10 protein-coding genes are annotated in these 18,066 nt (G+C 41.4%); 2 read left to right on the top strand and 8 right to left on the bottom strand.

Annotated features, from left to right (window positions below; all coding sequences use genetic code 11):
- Nucleotides 1-321 precede the first annotated feature (321 nt).
- The 3 genes from H140_RS0101455 to H140_RS0101445 all read right to left on the bottom strand — a co-directional run bounded on the left by H140_RS0101455 (nt 322) and on the right by H140_RS0101445 (nt 2,931).
- Nucleotides 322-912, bottom strand: a complete 591-nt coding sequence (locus H140_RS0101455) for a TPM domain-containing protein (RefSeq protein ID WP_019671878.1) — start codon at nt 910-912, stop codon at nt 322-324.
- Between the two features lie 148 nt (nt 913-1,060).
- Nucleotides 1,061-2,257 (bottom strand): TPM domain-containing protein, encoded by a 1,197-nt coding sequence (locus H140_RS0101450; protein ID WP_019671877.1) that lies wholly within the window; start codon nt 2,255-2,257, stop codon nt 1,061-1,063.
- Nucleotides 2,258-2,319: 62 nt separating this feature from the next.
- Nucleotides 2,320-2,931, bottom strand: coding sequence for a LemA family protein (locus tag H140_RS0101445; RefSeq protein ID WP_019671876.1), 612 nt, complete (start codon nt 2,929-2,931; stop codon nt 2,320-2,322).
- Nucleotides 2,932-3,712: 781 nt separating this feature from the next.
- Between H140_RS0101445 and H140_RS0101440 the strand changes: the two genes are divergently transcribed.
- Nucleotides 3,713-5,263 (top strand): alanine/glycine:cation symporter family protein, encoded by a 1,551-nt coding sequence (locus H140_RS0101440; protein ID WP_019671875.1) that lies wholly within the window; start codon nt 3,713-3,715, stop codon nt 5,261-5,263.
- 160 nt (nt 5,264-5,423) lie between these two features.
- On the opposite strand, the gene H140_RS0101435 is transcribed toward H140_RS0101440, so the two are convergent.
- Nucleotides 5,424-6,143, bottom strand: coding sequence for a fasciclin domain-containing protein (locus H140_RS0101435; RefSeq protein ID WP_019671874.1), 720 nt, complete (start codon nt 6,141-6,143; stop codon nt 5,424-5,426).
- A gap of 220 nt (nt 6,144-6,363) precedes the next feature.
- Here H140_RS0101435 and metH point away from each other — a divergent pair, with 220 nt between their 5' ends.
- Nucleotides 6,364-10,182 carry a methionine synthase gene (gene metH, locus H140_RS0101430; RefSeq protein ID WP_019671873.1) on the top strand — a complete coding sequence of 1,273 codons (3,819 nt, stop codon included), beginning with the start codon at nt 6,364-6,366 and terminating at the stop codon, nt 10,180-10,182.
- 572 nt (nt 10,183-10,754) lie between these two features.
- Here metH and H140_RS0101425 read toward each other — a convergent pair.
- The 4 genes from H140_RS0101425 to H140_RS0101410 form a co-directional block, all read right to left on the bottom strand.
- Nucleotides 10,755-13,856: a type I restriction endonuclease subunit R gene (locus tag H140_RS0101425; RefSeq protein WP_019671872.1), complete on the bottom strand. Its 3,102-nt coding sequence runs from the start codon at nt 13,854-13,856 to the stop codon at nt 10,755-10,757.
- Entirely contained in the window at nt 13,853-14,905 is a 1,053-nt protein-coding gene (locus H140_RS0101420; RefSeq protein ID WP_019671871.1) for a virulence RhuM family protein, read from the bottom strand. The genes H140_RS0101425 and H140_RS0101420 overlap by 4 nt, the downstream gene beginning before the upstream one ends.
- Nucleotides 14,906-15,023: 118 nt before the next feature.
- Nucleotides 15,024-16,214, bottom strand: coding sequence for a restriction endonuclease subunit S (locus H140_RS0101415; protein ID WP_019671870.1), 1,191 nt, complete (start codon nt 16,212-16,214; stop codon nt 15,024-15,026).
- Nucleotides 16,211-17,755, bottom strand: coding sequence for a type I restriction-modification system subunit M (locus H140_RS0101410; RefSeq protein ID WP_019671869.1), 1,545 nt, complete (start codon nt 17,753-17,755; stop codon nt 16,211-16,213). The genes H140_RS0101415 and H140_RS0101410 overlap by 4 nt, the downstream gene beginning before the upstream one ends.
- Nucleotides 17,756-18,066 lie beyond the last annotated feature (311 nt).

Genomic DNA, 18,066 nt, shown 5'->3' with positions numbered 1-18,066 from the left:
GCAACATCAATAATTGGTTTATTGACAGTATCTGTATAGCTCATTTGTTACAAAATATCGACAAGGATGGAAGTCCCCCTTTTTCAAAGGAGGATTTAGGGGGATTTTAGTGATGTTTACCGAAAATCCATCCCCAGCCCTGAGAAGCGTTAATAAAAGCTCTGGGGGAGCTTTTTAGCTTCGCAAGAGTCAAGCTGTGCTTGGCTAACAGGAAAAGGAAGGGAGCTAAATCCCGCATAAATCACAGCCTGCATTTTAAGTTGAGAGTGGGGTATTAGCTATAAAAACTTATTAGCTATAATAGTTACAGCCAAAACGCCATTATCTTAGGAACACCACGGTATCTGACAGCTCATTGCCTGCTGGATCATCTTCTAAGTAATAATGGCGTCTTAATAACAATCCAATTTCGGCCAACAAATCGGTCAAACTTTGTTCCATCTTACCCTTCGCCATACCAGCCAGCGCCTTATCGCACATAGCACGCCAGACAGTTGGGCTAACATGGGCATTGATGCCACGGTCAGCGACTATTTCAAGGCTGTGCTCACAGATATTGACATACACCAATACCCCAGTGTTCTCTTCCGTGTCCCAAACCCGATAGTTACTAAATAAGTCAATCGCCCGCTCACGGCTGCCAACACGGTAGGCTTGATGGATGGGCAAGTGATTTTCAATGACCAAAAATACCTCGCCACGATGACCTTTTTCTGCCTTACCAACCTGCTGTGTCAGACGCTGCATCACTGTCTCTGTGAGCCAGCGATTGTGTAATATTGGAATAAATATTGCTTGGCGCCATAACCTGGCAAAGCTTGGCTGACTGACAACGACATGACCCTCTGCCACATTTGGATGTCCTACTGAGGCATCTGACTTAGAAGGTGGTTGCACAGGGGGGTGTTGCATCTTGTTATACCTCAAAATAGGACGTTAAAATGGAACGTAAAAAGACTATTAAAAGCTATTATTAAAACTATTAAAAATAAAACATTAAATACAGTGTAATAGTGTTGTTGCGTTAGTTGGAGATGCTGGCTACCAGTTAGCTTATATCTTACCAAGATCCGCCAGCGCCACCACCACCGAAGCCACCGCCGCCGCCACCAAAACCACCGCCGCCGAAGCCGCCACCTCCAAAACCACCGCCACCAAAGCCGCCACCACTACTTGGGAAGACCACCACACGGCCACCACCGCCTCGGCCACCTCGACCGCTGCTACCACCGCCACGTGATATCAAAAACAGCCACAAAAACACCGCTAAAAACAAAGTGGCAATCAGTCCAGAGCCACTGGACAACGACATCACCACAAAGCCACCTGTCGCCACCAAAGAGCCTAAAATACGCCCAAATACTGAGGTCAAAAACAAACCAAAAATTAAGGCTATTAAGAAAGTACCAAATAATGAGGGCGCATCGGCATCCATTTGTGCTTGACTGCGCTCTTTGGCTAAGGCATCAGACTGCGCCAATATCTCTGGATCGGTCTGCAAGCGGGTTTCGATTTGATTGATACCACGTATCAAACCACCCGCATAATCGCCTTGCTTAAATGAAGGCGTAATTTGCTCATCAATAATACGCTTTAGTGCAGCATCAGGCAGTACACCTTCGAGTCCATAACCAGATAAGATGTAGACATTACGATCATTAACAGCGACAAGGATAAGCAAGCCATCATCTGTGTCTTTATTACCCAACTTCCATCGGTCAGCCACCTGCATGCTATATTGAAAGATATTCATCCCATTGGTAGTGGGTACAGTTACTAGTGCTGCTTGTGCCAAGCCTTGTTGATAAATATGGCGCAGTCTTTGGCTTAATATCTGATTTTCTTGTGGCGAAAATATATTGGCCTGATCAACCACAGGCGAGTTTAAAATCAGCTTGTCACTTTCTACCGCTTGCGCACTGGATTGACGGGGCTGGGCTTGACCAGAGGCCCCAGAAGACTGAGCACTGGCTTCTGGCGCATCCTCCGCAGTGGCAATACCGATATCGGGGTTAGGAAGCGCTTCTCGAATCGCCTCATTACCCAGCACCGCATCATTAATGGCTTCATTTTGTTGAGCAGATCGGGTAATGGCTATCATATCCTCAACGCTTGGATCTACCATTTGTTGAGTTTGGCTATTTATCTGCTGCGATGATGCTGTGTCTTCTACCGCCAAGCTGGCAGTTGGGGTAAGCACACTGGCTGCTAAAAGTAACGTCACGGATAAGCTATGTTTTAACCTTTGCATCTGCATCATCACCACATTTATATTAAGTTAAAGCTATTAGATTAAAGCGACTGGTTGAGCGCCTATCACTAATCACCAAAATCAACCTTTGGCGCAGTTGAAATCTCTTTTTCATTATCCACACTAAAGTTAGGCTTGGCGTCCAAACCAAATACCTTAGCGGTTAAGTTGGTTGGGAACTGGCGCACAGTGGTATTATAAGTCTGCACTTCTTGAATGTAGCGATTGCGTGCCACAGTGATGCGGTTTTCGGTACCTTCAAGCTGAGCTTGTAAGTCAGCAAAGCGCTGATCCGCTTTGAGGTCTGGATAACGCTCAGATACCGCCATTAAGCGTGACAACGCACTGGTCATCTGCGCCTGTGCAGCTTGATAGTTTTCCATTGCTTGTGGGTCATTCAGTGCCTCAGGAGTTAACTGAACGCTACCAGCGCGTGAACGTGCTTCAGCAACATCGGTCAACACTTCTTGCTCATGATTGGCATACTGCTTGACCACTTCAACTAAGTTTGGTACCAAGTCAGCACGGCGTTGGTATTGGTTCACCACCTCTGACCAAGCAGCGGCCACCTGCTCATCTTGCGCTTGCAAGGTATTATAACCACACCCAGAAAGGCCAACGGCTGAGCTACTAAGCACCACAGACAGTAATAATGGCTTTAAGATTGATTGACGTGACATGATTACTCCAAAACTTTTATTTTAATGAGTATAAAGAGGGATGTATAGGCAGCTATATTAACAGTTATTTAGCTTTAGTAAACTAATTCATAAGCATAAACTTAGCCATAAGCGTAACTGAGCCACCTATTATGAGTATGAACATCTATTATCTTAATTTTACGTTGCTATGGGGGTAAAGCACAGTGATTACAATCAGTTGTTACTTAATTACAACCTCTTTTGACAGGGTAAAATAAACTTTTTTTGTGACCAAAAATACGTAAAAAAGTGGTTTTTATCAGGGTCTGTTGAACCTTCATCTTCGTAGGAAAAATTGAGATAAATTTGGCTTAATCAAGGTGATTAATGCAATTAATATCTAGATATTGACCAACTCAACAACACAAAGTAACGCAAATCTAGCCTGTTTTTACACAAAAATGAAATTTTCTTTAAACCTAGGCTTCTATTGAGCACCTGTGGTGAATGTTCAACACACCCTAATAAAAAAACCGACATGACAAAAAAATAATCTGGTAATTTCTTCTTTTTTATGGCAAATTGCAATTACTAAGGCATACGTTTGCGTAACATTTAGCCAAATACGCTTACAGTTATCACCGCCGCCTGTCATGTTTGTACTTATCTAATTGATCGCCTTTTTATACGTATTATACGTGTTGCTCTATTAATTAAAAATAAGTGCTTAATTTAATAAGTGCTGTACATGGCGTTAGAACTTTGCAATAAACTGGTATCCGCTAGGACGCTATATGTTTATTTATAATAGGAATACACTATGGAAGGCATTGTTAGCTTTTTAAACTCCATCATTTGGAGTCCAGCTCTTATCTATCTGTGCTTAGGTGCAGGTCTTTTTTACTCAATTTTAACTCGCTTTGTACAAGTTCGCCTCTTTAAAGAGATGTTACGCCTACTGTTTAAAGGCAAACCAGACAATGATGGCATCTCCTCCTTTCAGGCGTTAGCGGTATCCCTAGCCGGTCGTGTTGGTATGGGTAATATCGCTGGTGTTGCCGCTGCCATCGGTTTTGGTGGTCCTGGTGCGGTATTTTGGATGTGGGTTGTGGCCTTTTTGGGCGCCTCAACTGCTTACGTTGAATCAACGCTAGGTCAAATTTACAAAGAACGTGACGTCCTCACCGGTGAATACCGTGGTGGCCCAGCGTACTACTTTGAAAAGGCACTGGGACAAAAGTGGTACGGTATTCTTTTTGCCATCTCATCCATTATCGCTTGTGGAGTGTTCTTACCTGGTGTGCAAGCTAACGGTGTGATTAACGCAGTTGCAGAAGTTGCCGGTGAAGGCACTGCCATGACAGTTATGGGGGTCGAGACTGGCAGTGTGCGTCTGATCGCTTTGGGCGTGATTCTAGTTATCTTAGGCTTTATCATCTTTGGTGGTATTAAGCGTATTGCCCGCTTTACAGAATACGCTGTTCCCTTTATGGCGTTAGGCTATATTGTATTAGCGCTACTGATCATGTTTGCCAACTATGAGATGATTCCTGAGGTCTTTGGTATGATTGTTGGTGATGCCTTTACCGCTCAAGCAGGTTTTGGTGCTGCGATTGGTTGGGGTGTAAAACGTGGCGTTTACTCTAACGAAGCAGGTCAGGGTACAGGCCCTCACGCAGCCGCTGCTGCTGCCGTTGACCATCCTTCACAGCAAGGTTTGGTGCAGGCATTCTCGGTATATGTTGATACCTTATTGGTGTGTTCTGCTACTGCGTTTATGATTTTGTCGACCAAGATGTACAACATCCAAGGCACTTTGCCAGATGGTGAATTCATTGTCCGTAACGTAGCTGCTGATGTTGAAATTAACTCGCCATCGTTTACGCAAATGGCAATGCAATCTGTATACGGTACCTTTGGTGACTCGTTCATCGCGGTTGCAGTATTCTTCTTCGCCTTTACCACCATCTTGGCCTACTACTATATTGCTGAAGTTAATATCTCATATTTGACACGCTTTATGGGACGTGGTGCAAGTAAAACTGGTCTGTTTATTGTCAAAGTAGTGATCATGATCATGGTTGCATACGGTGGCATTAATACCGCAGGTTTCATCTGGGGCTTAGGCGATGTTGGTGTTGGCTTAATGGCATGGTTAAACATCGTTGGTATTATTATTGTCTTCTTCGTAGCCCGTCCTGCACTTGAGATTCTAAAAGACTACGAAGCTCAGTTAAAAGCAGGTGGCGGTACAAGCTATAAGAGATTTGTTTTCGACCCTGCCAAGTTTGGTATCAAAGGTGCCACTTACTGGGAAGAGCGTCATCAAGAAAACTTGAAAAAAGACCAACAAAATCCTCAAGACAGCTAACTTATATAATATATAACAACTGGCTTTTAGTAGCTTTTACTTAAACACAAAAAAAGTCCGTCAGTTAAACTGACGGACTTTTTGATATTTGGCTACAATCTATATAGTGCATACCCCTGCCTGCCTATATAACACCTGCCTGCCTATATAATAGTGGCCTCTAGTTAGCAGGAAACATCACAATATCAATCTCATGCACCATACCATTGCCTGTGGCGATATTGGGCTGAATAATATGTGCTGTACGTCCTTTACCATCAATTAAAGTCGCATCTGGCGTCACTTGGAAAGTTCGCTTACTTAATGCTTGCAACCGACCGCTAGGCAGCTGTGATACTGTCATGGGTTGATCAGACTTAACCACATGATACGCCAATAATGCCCTTAATAGCCCCTTATTCGCAAGCAAACTTTGCTTAGTCAAAGTTGTTTCACGAAACAGCTTGGCAAAAGCAGCATTGTTAGGTGCAAAAATAGTATAGCGATCTCCAGCAAACCTTAACATGGTACCAATGCCTGCCGCATCAACTGCCTCAACCAATATTGATAAATCTGGATTTTGTTTGGCCATATCCAATGCTTTTAACCCCTGGTACTGAGTGTTGACTGGTGCTAACATCAAAGCAGTGGTGGCTTGTGATCTAGCTGAGTGTTGCTCAGGCAGACGGTTATACACCATAGCGCCTGTGCTTGTCGATTGAGTTTCAACACTTTGATTTTTAACCTGATTTTTAAGGCTTGGAACGGATCCCTGATGGCTACTCGTTTGGGATGATACCGTAGTTTGGCATCCTACATTTATCAGTAAAACACCAGTTAACAATCCCCAAAATGTTAATGCAGCAAAACCTTGAGAAAAAGCACTATCACCTTTTTTCATAAAAACTTCCTTATTCTATAACCACATAAGATAGCTATAATAGCTTCTGATTATAATAACTTAACGACAACTTATGCTACACTAGCAAACATTCAATCGCTATCACACTTTTATCACACTTTATTCACCTATTAGTCAAAGTTATAGCTAACAGTCATCCCTAAGCGCACTGTTGCCCCTGATTTTATTGACTATAACTGTAAAAAAATAAGACAGCACTATGGCCACCTGCTCTCATCCTGAACACAATACCCCCAAAACCAACTCAGAAACACCTTTAAAAAAAGAACATAACCCCGATAACTTCAATCTAGTACCACCAGCTGATTTCCCTTATAAGCAACAACAGCTTACTGCTCGTGAGCGCATTACTGAGCTGTTAGATAACCGAATCTTGTTCCTTGATGGCGCAATGGGTACTCAAATTCAGACCTTTAAGCTGCAAGAATCCGATTATCGTGGTGAACGCTTTGCTGACTTTCATCAAGATGTGCAAGGCAACAATGACTTATTGGTACTCACCCAGCCTGATATCATTAAAACCATCCATAACGACCACTTAACAGCTGGTGCTGATATCATTGAGACCAACACCTTTAATGCGACTCAAATATCCATGTCAGATTATGACATGCAGCATCTAGTGCCAGAGATTAACCGTGAAGCGGCTCGTCTTGCTCGTGAAGCAGCAGATGAGTTTACTGCCAAAACTCCTGATAAGCCACGCTTTGTCGCTGGTGTCATTGGACCAACCTCTCGTACCTGCTCACTGTCACCTGATGTGAATGATCCTGCCTATCGAAATGTCACCTTTGATGAATTGGTAGACAACTATACCGAAGCATTATTTGCGCTAATCGAAGGGGGCGTAGACCTTATATTGGTCGAGACTATTTTTGATACGCTAAATGCTAAGGCTGCTATTTTTGCCATCACTGGTGTCTTTGATACCATCGGCTTTGAATTACCAATCATGATATCAGGCACCATTACCGATGCTTCAGGGCGTACCTTATCTGGTCAAACTGCCGAAGCGTTTTATAACTCAATTCGCCATGCCAAGCCGTTATCCGTTGGTTTCAACTGTGCTTTGGGCGCGGATGCGTTAAAACCACACATTCAGACCTTATCAGATATCGCCGATACCTATATTTCAGCCCATCCAAACGCAGGCTTGCCCAATGAGTTTGGTGAATATGATGAAACCCCTGAAGAAACTGCCGCCCTACTTGATGGCTTTGGTAAGTCAGGGATTCTTAATATTGTTGGTGGCTGCTGCGGTACACGCCCTGAGCACATTAAAGCCATTGCTGATGTAATGCAGAAATACCCTCCTCGCAAAATTCCAACTATTGCGCCAGCCTGCCGACTGTCAGGACTTGAACCGTTTAATATCACCAAAGACAGCCTTTTTGTCAACGTCGGTGAGCGTACCAATGTTACTGGCTCTAAGAAATTCTTACGCTTAATTAAAACTGGTGAGTTTACCGAAGCCCTAGATGTGGCACGCAACCAAGTCGATGGCGGTGCTCAAATCGTTGATATCAACATGGATGAAGGCATGCTCGATTCCGAAGGGGCAATGATTCACTTCTTAAACCTTGTTGCAGGTGAGCCAGATATTAGCCGTGTGCCGTTAATGATTGACTCTTCAAAATGGAGCATCATTGAAGAAGGACTAAAACGAACCCAAGGCAAAGCCGTGGTCAACTCCATCTCGCTAAAAGAAGGCTATGATGTGTTTGTTGAGCATGCCAAACTGTGTATGCGCTACGGTGCGGCAGTCATTGTCATGGCGTTTGATGAAGACGGTCAGGCAGATACCTATGAGCGCAAGATCGAGATATGTAAACGTAGCTATGACATTTTAGTCGATGAAGTCGGCTTCCCTGCCGAAGACATTATCTTTGACCCCAATATCTTTGCGGTGGCAACTGGTATCCCTGAGCACAACAACTATGGCGCTGACTTTATTAATGCCACCAAATGGATTGCTGAAAACTTACCGCACGCCATGGTATCAGGCGGGGTATCCAACGTCTCCTTTAGTTTCCGAGGCAATCCCATCCGTGAAGCCATTAATGCCGTCTTCTTATATCACGCCATCAAAGCAGGTCTGACCATGGGTATCGTCAACCCTGCGATGCTTGAGGTTTATGACGAGATTCCGAAAGACGCACGTGAAGCGATTGAAGATGTGATGCTTAATCGCAATCAGGGTGAAAGTGGTCAAGATGCGACCGAGCGCCTGATGACTGTGGCTGAAGGCTATGTGGCTGGCGGTAAGAAAAACGATGGTAGCGTTGACCTCTCATGGCGTGAACAATCGGTAGAAAAACGCATCGAACATGCACTCGTCAAAGGCATTACCACTTATATCGATGAAGACACCGAAGAGGCCCGTCAAAAATACCCAAAACCACTGCACGTGATTGAAGGCCCCTTAATGGATGGTATGAACGTGGTCGGCGACTTATTTGGTGCAGGTAAAATGTTCTTACCGCAAGTGGTCAAATCCGCCCGAGTCATGAAACGTGCCGTAGCAGTGTTAAACCCTTACATCGAAGTCGAAAAAGTCGAAGGTGAGGTCAAAGGTAAAGTAGTCATGGCGACGGTAAAAGGCGACGTACACGACATTGGTAAAAACATCGTCGGCGTAGTGCTCGGTTGTAACGGCTATGACGTGGTTGACTTAGGCGTTATGGTGCCTTGTGACAAAATCCTAGATACTGCCATTGCCGAAAAAGCCGATATCATTGGTCTATCAGGTCTTATTACCCCAAGCCTTGATGAAATGGTTTATGTTGCCAAGCAGATGCAAGAACGTGGCATGAATCTACCCTTAATGATTGGCGGTGCGACAACTTCCAAAGCGCATACAGCGGTTAAGATTGAACCCCATTATCAAAACGATGCGGTCATCTACGTTGCTGACGCCTCACGCTCTGTGGGTGTAGTAACCAAGTTATTATCCAAAGAACACCGAGTTGATCTGATCCGTGAAACGCGTGAAGAATACGAAAAAGTACGTGAACGCTTAGCAAATCGCAAACCAAAAGCGGCGAAACTGAGCTATGCAGAGTCAATCGAACAAGGCTTCAAATTTGATTGGGACAACTATACGCCACCGACACCAAACGAGCTTGGTCAAGTCATCCTAGACAACTACCCTATTGACAACCTAATCCCTTACATTGACTGGACACCATTTTTTATCTCTTGGGGGTTGGTCGGTAAGTATCCTAAAATCTTTGACGATGAAGTGGTCGGTAAAGAAGCCAAAGACCTGTTTGCCAATGCCAAAGAGCTGCTTCAAAAGTTAATTGATGAGCAATTGGTCACGCCTAAAGGGGTGTTTAAAATCATGCCTGCCAAGCGTACCGATCACGATACCATCACTGTCTATGACAAAGCCCCTAATGACGGCGGACAGCCCACGCATGTGTTTGAGCACCTACGTCAGCAATCGGACAAAGCCAGTGGTAAGCCAAATTACAGCTTGGCTGACTTTATCTCACCTTCTGATACACATACCGACTATCTTGGTGGCTTCACCGTCTCTATCGTGGGCGCACAAGAGCTGTCAGACAGCTACAAAGAAGCTGGCGATGACTATAACGCCATTATGGTGCAAGCCCTGTGCGACCGCCTAGCAGAAGCCTTTGCCGAGCACTTACACGAGCTTATCCGTACCAAATACTGGGGTTATCAGCCACAAGAGCAATTGACCAACGAAGAGCTGATTAAAGAAAAATATGTCGGTATTCGCCCAGCACCCGGCTACCCTGCCTGCCCTGAGCATACCGAAAAAGGTAAATTGTTTGATTGGTTAGACACTACCAATGCGATTGGCACTTATCTCACCGAGAGCTATGCAATGTGGCCAGCCTCTTCGGTGAGCGGCTTCTATTACTCGCATCCAGAAAGTGTGTATTTTAATGTCGGTAAGATTGGACGTGATCAGTTAGAGGACTATGCCAAACGGAAGGATTGGGATATTAATACTGCTGAGAAGTGGTTGAATCCGAATTTGGCTTAGGTGTTTGTTGTTCAAATTTAGCAATTACTAAATAAAGCTAGTTTACACCCCTGTCATTAACTATAATAGACCGCAACAGCACCGCCACCTCTACCTAATCTCTCTGGTAACATTGAATTAGGAAATGTGGCGGTTTTCTATTGTCTTTTAAAAACTCCAGTAGTCCCAGCTTTCAAAGCCCATATCTTTCATAGAAATAGCATTATTTTTGGGTGTTGGGAAACTCTGTAAATGCAATTCATACCAAATCTGAAAATTAAGATATCGAGGAAAAAGAGTGCAAACGCTACAAGTAGTAGGTTTAGCGAGTTTGACAAAGATAGGTTATTTTTCAGAAAAGGTATCAGCTCGCTTATACCATGAAGCCCTTGGCCTTGGGTTGATAATACTTACTAGATACTTCATCAGACACATATAGAAAAAAATCTTACGTCTATCTAATGAATGCCCCCTGAGTCAGGATAGTTGTCACCCCCTAAGAATAAACTAAATGGGGGCAACAAGGAACAAAGATGCCAAGATACAGCAAAGAGAGCAAGCAAGCGATACTAACTAAACCAACTCCACCACGACTACAACTGACCACCCACTCCTTTAAACTTATCCACAAATTTGGCAATCTTTTCAAACACGCTTTGCTTCTTAGTTAGATACTGCGGATTTAGCGGGCTCATTTTGGGTAAAATCTCGTTAAGATCTGTACCATTTTCACTGGCATATTGGCGTTTTAAAGAAGTAAGAATATAGCGTTTGGCTGCCTCTGCATTTAAGTTTTCTTCTGCAATCAACGCTTGTGCTTCACGTTTTTGCTGTTGTTGTGCAAAGGTGAAAAATGCTTCAATGATGCTTGCTTTATCTTGAATCTCATCCAAATTTGTATGATTGATAAAATCGACTATCAAGCTTTCTTTGGCTCGATTGCCGATACTGGCTCGGATAGTACGGCGTATCTCTTCTACCAAAGCAGATTTGTTTTTCATTTTCTTATTGTGTTCAAAAATCAGCTCAAGAATATAGTCCAGATTAATCTCTTGCGATTTTAATAAATCCACTTCAAATACAACATCATTCCAATCAATAGTGCTATTTTGACTTGCTTCGGCAGACTTCTCACGATGCAACCAATCACGAATATCGTTATAAGTAGAGCGATAATCTTGAATCATTCGCTGACTTGGTATATCGATAGCTTGCATTACCTCAATGTCATCATCAGTGAGATAATATTTTTCTTTAAATTCAGCGACAGCTTCAGGGTCTGCCATATCCACCTGTTGTAACGCCTGCAAGCCAGCAAATTCATCATAGTTTTGTAGTATATTTTCAACACGTAAATATTCGCCAAATAATTTTACAAATTCTTTTTTGTCTTTTTCGGTCACTATCTCATCTGGGTTAGCAAAGTGAGTTTGTAGCTCATTAACCACATCAACATAACCACGTCTTGCTTCACCTGTGACGATGTCACTAAAGCCTTCCATATATTCTTTGTAGCTTTTTTCCAGCACGACATTTTTGGTATTTTGATTACCAAATAGTCTAATAGCATCTATGGTGGCTTTTTCTAAGTTACGAAAAGTGACGATATTACCAAAAGTTTTGGTAGCGTTATAAATACGGTTGGTGCGTGAGAATGCTTGCAGCAAGCCGTGATAACGTAGGTTTTTATCCACAAATAAGGTATTTAAAGTTGGGGCATCAAAGCCTGTTAAAAACATACCGACCACAATCAATAAATCTATGTCTTGATTTTTAACTCGTTTTGCCAAATCACGATAATAGTTTTGAAATGCCTTACTCTCCACAGTATAGTTGGTGTTAAAGTAAGCATTATAGTCATTAATTGCTAAGCTCAAAAATTCTTTGGCACTACTATCCATAGCCGTTGGTTCAAAGGTTTCATCAGCAATATCACCCACTGCATCTTGCATTTCATTGGCACTATAAGAAAATATGGTGGCGATTTTTAACGGCTTGCTACTGTGTTTTTGTAAGTTTTTCAGTGTCTCATAATACAGCTTAGCAGCATCGACACTACTGACGGCAAACATCGCATTAAAGCCTTTCGCCCCTACTTGCAACCGATGCGTTTTTTGATGAAAGTTATTTAAAATATATTGCGATATTTCTTTGATACGCTCAGGGTGTAGCAATGCTTGTTTGGTTTCTAATGCAGTAAGCTCCTTTTCATCGGTTTTGTTTTCGATGACTTTAAACTGTGGGCGTACATCGTTGTAGTCCACCTTAAACTTGAGTACTTTTTCATCACGGATCGCATCGGTGATAACATATGAATGTAGCTCACGACCAAACACACTCGCAGTAGTATCTGCCCCTAACGCATTTTCAGCAAAAATTGGTGTACCTGTAAATCCAAACTGATAGTATTTTTTAAACTTTCTTTGTAGGTTTTTTTGTGCTTCACCAAATTGCGAACGATGGCATTCATCAAAAATAAAAACCACTTGCTGGTTATAAGCAGGCAGGTCATTTTCACTTTTCATAAGGTTATTAAGCTTTTGAATGGTGGTGACAATGATTTTATTATCATCTTTTGTAAGATTTCGCTTTAACCCTGCTGTGCTGTCTGAACCATTGACACTATCAGGTGAAAACCTTTGATACTCCTTCATGGTTTGGTAGTCCAAATCTTTACGATCCACCACAAAAAAAACTTTATCAATAAACTCAAGCTCGGTTGCCATACGAGCCGCTTTAAAGCTGGTCAAAGTTTTACCAGAGCCTGTGGTATGCCATACAAAGCCACCACTTTCTAACTTGCCCCAGTTTTTGGTCTGGTAAGCACTGTTTATTTTCCACAAAATACGTTCGGTAGCGGCTATTTGATAGGGTCGCATGATGAGCAGGGTATCGTTGACATCAAATACCGAATATTTGAGTAACACGCTGAGCAAGGTGGTTTTTTCAAAAAAAGTAGCGGTAAAGTCTTTTAAGTCTTTAATCAATGAGTTATCCGACTTTGCCCAGTTCATGGTAAAGTCAAAGCTGTTTTTGTCACGCTTGGTGGTGTTGGCAAAGTAGCGGGTATCTGTGCCATTAGAGATCACAAATATTTGCAAAAATTTATATAAAGAATTATCGCTATTAAAGCTCTCTTTGCTATATCGATGCACTTGGTTAAAGGCTTCTCGAATGGCAACACCACGTTTTTTTAACTCCACTTGCACCAGTGGTAAGCCATTCACCAAAATAGTGACATCATAGCGATTTTTTTGTGTTCCTTTTTGTGTAAACTGCTTGATGACTTGTACTTTGTTGCGTGCAGTCACTTTTTTATCTAGTAAGTGAATGTTTTGGATATGCCCATCATCAAAGACAAAGTCATATACATAGTCGTCATGGATTTTACGAGTTTTGTCGATGAGGCTATCATTAGGTTTGTCGAGATACTCTGCGACAAAGCGTTGCCATTCTGCATCGCTAAAGCTCATATTGTTTAGGGTTTGCAGTTGCTGACGCACATTTGCCAGCATTTTGTCGTTGCTATTTAGCCCCTTCACATATTCATAGCCTTGCTTTTCTAGGTCGGCAATAAAGTCATTTTCTAAGTCGTATTCACTTTGATAGGACTCGCTGACTTGATGCTGCTTAGTATATTTATCTAATATGATAAAGTTATTAGATTCTGCAATGGTTTTGGTGTAGTCAATCATTGTTTAGGCTCTTTGTTGTGCAGTAGTTTTTTTATTTCGCGGTCAAAATCAGACTCTATTTTTTGTTGTTTATTAAATTGCTCATATTCCATATAGGCTTTTTTCTTAGCGGTATTGCGTTTTACTTTGCCATAGCCTTCCAAGATTTTATATTCATTAAAGTCTAAAAACTTGTCCACACTCTCAGCAAATGCTTGCATGGTAAATGTATTTCTACGCTCAATAACGCCTTCAATATAATCAAAAAAAGAAGAGATTAGCCGTTCTAATTGCTTAATCTCTTTTTCAGTTAAGTAGTTTTTGGCAATTACGGTGTCAGATTTTAGCACCCTTCCACTTGGTGCATTTTTATAAGTACTCATACCCATTAAGGGCTTGCTAGCGTCTGCTTTTAAGGAAATAATTTCCGCAGAGGTATGCCCTGTAATGGCAAAGTGAAATTTGTCTTGTACATTGGCATAAAAAAGGCGAGTAGTTTCGGATTTTGGGTCATAATCAATGCTACATTCGGCAAAAATATCGGTAATTTGTTGATATATCCGTCTTTCACTGGCTCGAATAGATCGAACCCGTTCTAATAATTCTTTAAAATAATCTTTACCAAAATAACGCCCATTTTTTAAACGCTCATCATCCATAGCAAAGCCTTTGATGATGTATTCTTTGATTAATTGCGTTGCCCAAATACGAAACTGGGTGGCTTGTGCTGAATTAACCCGATAACCAACTGAGATAATGGCATCCAAATTGTAATACTTGACTTGTTTTGTCTGCGTTTTTCCTGCTATTGCACCGTGAGGAGTGGTATGTGCAATTTCTGCACATACCACTGCTTCTTGCAATTCATTAGTGTTAAATATATTCTTTAAATGCCTAGAGATAGTGGTACGATCAACCGCAAAAAGCTCAGCCATTCGCTCTTGGGTTAGCCAAATTGTTTCGTTACCAAGTAAAACCTCAACTTTGATTTTGCCATTGGGTGCAGTATAGAGTAAAAACTCACTGGTTTGGTCTTGAATGCTAAGCTGATTTAGCTTGGATTTTGGCATAAACTTTGTCCTTAAAGTGTTTTATTTAAGTTTATTATTTTTATTGGCAAAATTTTGCGGTAGGGTGCTTTCTAAGCACCTTTAAACATTGCGTTTATAGGGTGCGCAAGCCGATACCCTACTTCTCAAAGCTCAACAACAAATCGCGATAATATTCGTATTGCTTTTGGCGTAACTCAATCTCACGGGGTAACCCTTCAGTAATAGAGTTTGTTAAGGTATCGAATTTATCTAAGATAGCGACAATACGGGCTTGCTCTTCTAGTGGGGGGATTGGGATATTGATTTTCGCCATATCACTAGCTGAAACATCAATAACTTTAGTGCCTTTTGCGTACTTTCTTTTCTCTTTTGTAAAAAAGCTGGTTTGAGTGAAGTATGCAAAATATTTACTTAAAATGATTTCTTTTTTCGGTTTAAAAATGGTTGCATGCCCACCTGTAACAGCCTGTTCCTTTCCTAAATAAACCAACGCTTTTCCAACATCCTCAAAGTTCTCACTGGTATTAGTTACAACGACATCACCTGTATCTACTTTTTTCAACTTTTTAGCAGTTTCTTCTGATACAAAAGATATAGTTTCAATGGTGAAAGTACCATAATAAGTATAAATTTGCCCATAATGAATAGCAGGAATACCAGAATCTGTAAAATCTGATTTTGGTAAACCACTACCACGAACCAACTCACCCACCTCACCCAACGTCTTCCACTCAACCTCTTTATCAGAAAAATTTAATAATTTATCACGATAATACTTGTATTGTTTGCTACGTATGATATTCTCAGTGGTGAGCTCAGTGGTGAGCTCAGTGGTGAGAGAGGTCAGTGTGTCTAAAATTCGTACAATTTCTTCTTGAATAGGTAGTGGTGGGATTGGGATTCTTTTATTACTATAATTACTAATCCATTGACGTTTATGATCACCCTCAATAAGCCCACTAGGTAATGTATTTAACCAATGATAAATATATCTAAGCGAATAGTTTGAGTTATCAGATGACGTTATTATCTTCATTGCAGATGACTTAACCTTAAAGTCAAAATCCACCCATTTATTAGCGGTAGTAAAATCATCAAAAATTATCACAGGACTTACTTTCGCCTTATAAATACCATCGATTTCATCTGTAAATCCTAATATAAAAGTTTTTCCGGCAGTTAAAACGGGAGTAGCAAAAGAGTCATCGTAATCGGTTGACTGCACGCGATATTTAGTAGGCTGCTCATATTTCGTCACCTCCCCCAACGGTTTCCACTCAACCTCAACCCCTTGCAACAGCTTTTGCATAAACGCTAACTGACTCATGCCTCAATCTCCGCCACTATTGCATCAATTTCATGACGTAACCTATCAATATTCGCCACCGTTTTCTTTATCTCGGCATTAAGCTCATCAATATCTATCACCTCTCGGGTATCCTCTGCCTCAACATAAGCACTTACCGATAAATTATAGTCGTTATCAGCAATCTCACTATTTTCAACATTAATAGCTTGATAATCCACAGCCTTTTTATCCGCAAATAGCGTCATAATCTGCTCAATATGGGCATCGGTCAGCTCATTGTTATTGGTAGCCTTTTTGAAGAACTTACTGGCATCAATAAACTGGGTGGTAGTGTCCGTTTTATGCTTCGATAACACCAATATATTTACCGCAATAGATGTACCAAAAAACAAGTTTGGTGCCAGCGATATCACCGTTTCTACATAGTTATTATCGACCAAATACTGGCGGATTTTTTTCTCCGCACCACCACGGTAGAATATCCCTGGAAAACAAACAATCGCCGCTCGCCCCTTACTAGAAAGATAACTCAATGCATGTAGCACAAAAGCAAAATCCGCTTTGGATTTCGGAGCAAGCACGCCAGCAGGGGCATAGCGGTCATCATTAATCAGCGTCGGGTCATCACTACCTATCCATTTTACCGAATACGGTGGATTAGACACGATAGCATCAAACGGCTTATCATCACCAAACTTAGGATTAATCAACGTATCACCCAAAGCAATATTAAACTTATCGTAATTCACATTGTGCAAAAACATATTCATACGCGATAAGTTATAGGTAGTGTGGTTAATCTCTTGCCCAAAAAACCCATCTTCAATGATATGCTCGTCAAACTGCTTTTTGGCTTGCAACAGCAGTGAGCCTGAACCTGATGCTGGATCATAAATCTTGTTAACATTTGATTGACCATGCAAGGCAAGCTTAGCTATCAAACGCGACACACTTTGTGGCGTAAAAAACTCACCACCAGACTTACCTGCATTAGCAGCATAATTTGAGATTAAAAACTCATAAGCATCGCCAAACAAGTCAATTTGACTATCCCCAAAATGCCCAAAATCTAGATCTGCTACCCCTTTTAGCACAGCCGCTAAGCGTTTGTTTTTATCCGCTACTGTATTACCCAAACGATTAGAGGTGGTATCAAAATCAGCAAATAAGCCTTTGATATCATCTTCTGACGGATAGCCGTTGGCAGAGCTTTCAATATCATTAAAAATAGCTTTTAAATCAGTATTTAATGCGTCATTAGTATTGGCAGTCGCCACCATATTCTCAAATAGCTGGCTTGGATAGATAAAATAGCCTTTGGTCTTAATGGCATCGTCTTTGATACCTGCTGCATCAATTTGCTCATCTGTCATACTAGCGTAGTTAACGCTATCATCACCTGCCTCTATGTATTGGCTAAAGTTTTCGCTTATAAAGCGGTAAAATAGTGTTCCCAACACATACTGTTTAAAATCCCAGCCATCAACTGAGCCACGGACGTCATTAGCGATTTGCCAAATACGGCGTTGTAATTCAGCTCTTTGCTGAGAACTTGTCATGATTTTTTCCTATATTTAATTAATATTAAAAGTGTTACAAGCAAGCGTATATACGACTAGATTGGGCGTAGTGAGCTTAATACCCAAGTACTATTGTAGTGATTTGAAGTTATCTGTTAATTGAAAAAATGTTTTAGTATTAATGACATGTCACAGGTTAAAACTTATCATTATAGCCAATGTAGAATAAAAGTATAGGACAAATTTAACTATAAAGTATGTTTAAAAATCTTGTTGCAGCAACCCTCACCTCTTATTATTACTAAGTTCAACTACAATATTAAGTCGAAGTCAATACGATCTAACAGTTC

The organism is Psychrobacter lutiphocae DSM 21542 (genome assembly GCF_000382145.1).
GTDB classification, from domain to species: domain Bacteria; phylum Pseudomonadota; class Gammaproteobacteria; order Pseudomonadales; family Moraxellaceae; genus Psychrobacter; species Psychrobacter lutiphocae.
This window is presented reverse-complemented; position numbering and strand designations above follow the sequence as displayed.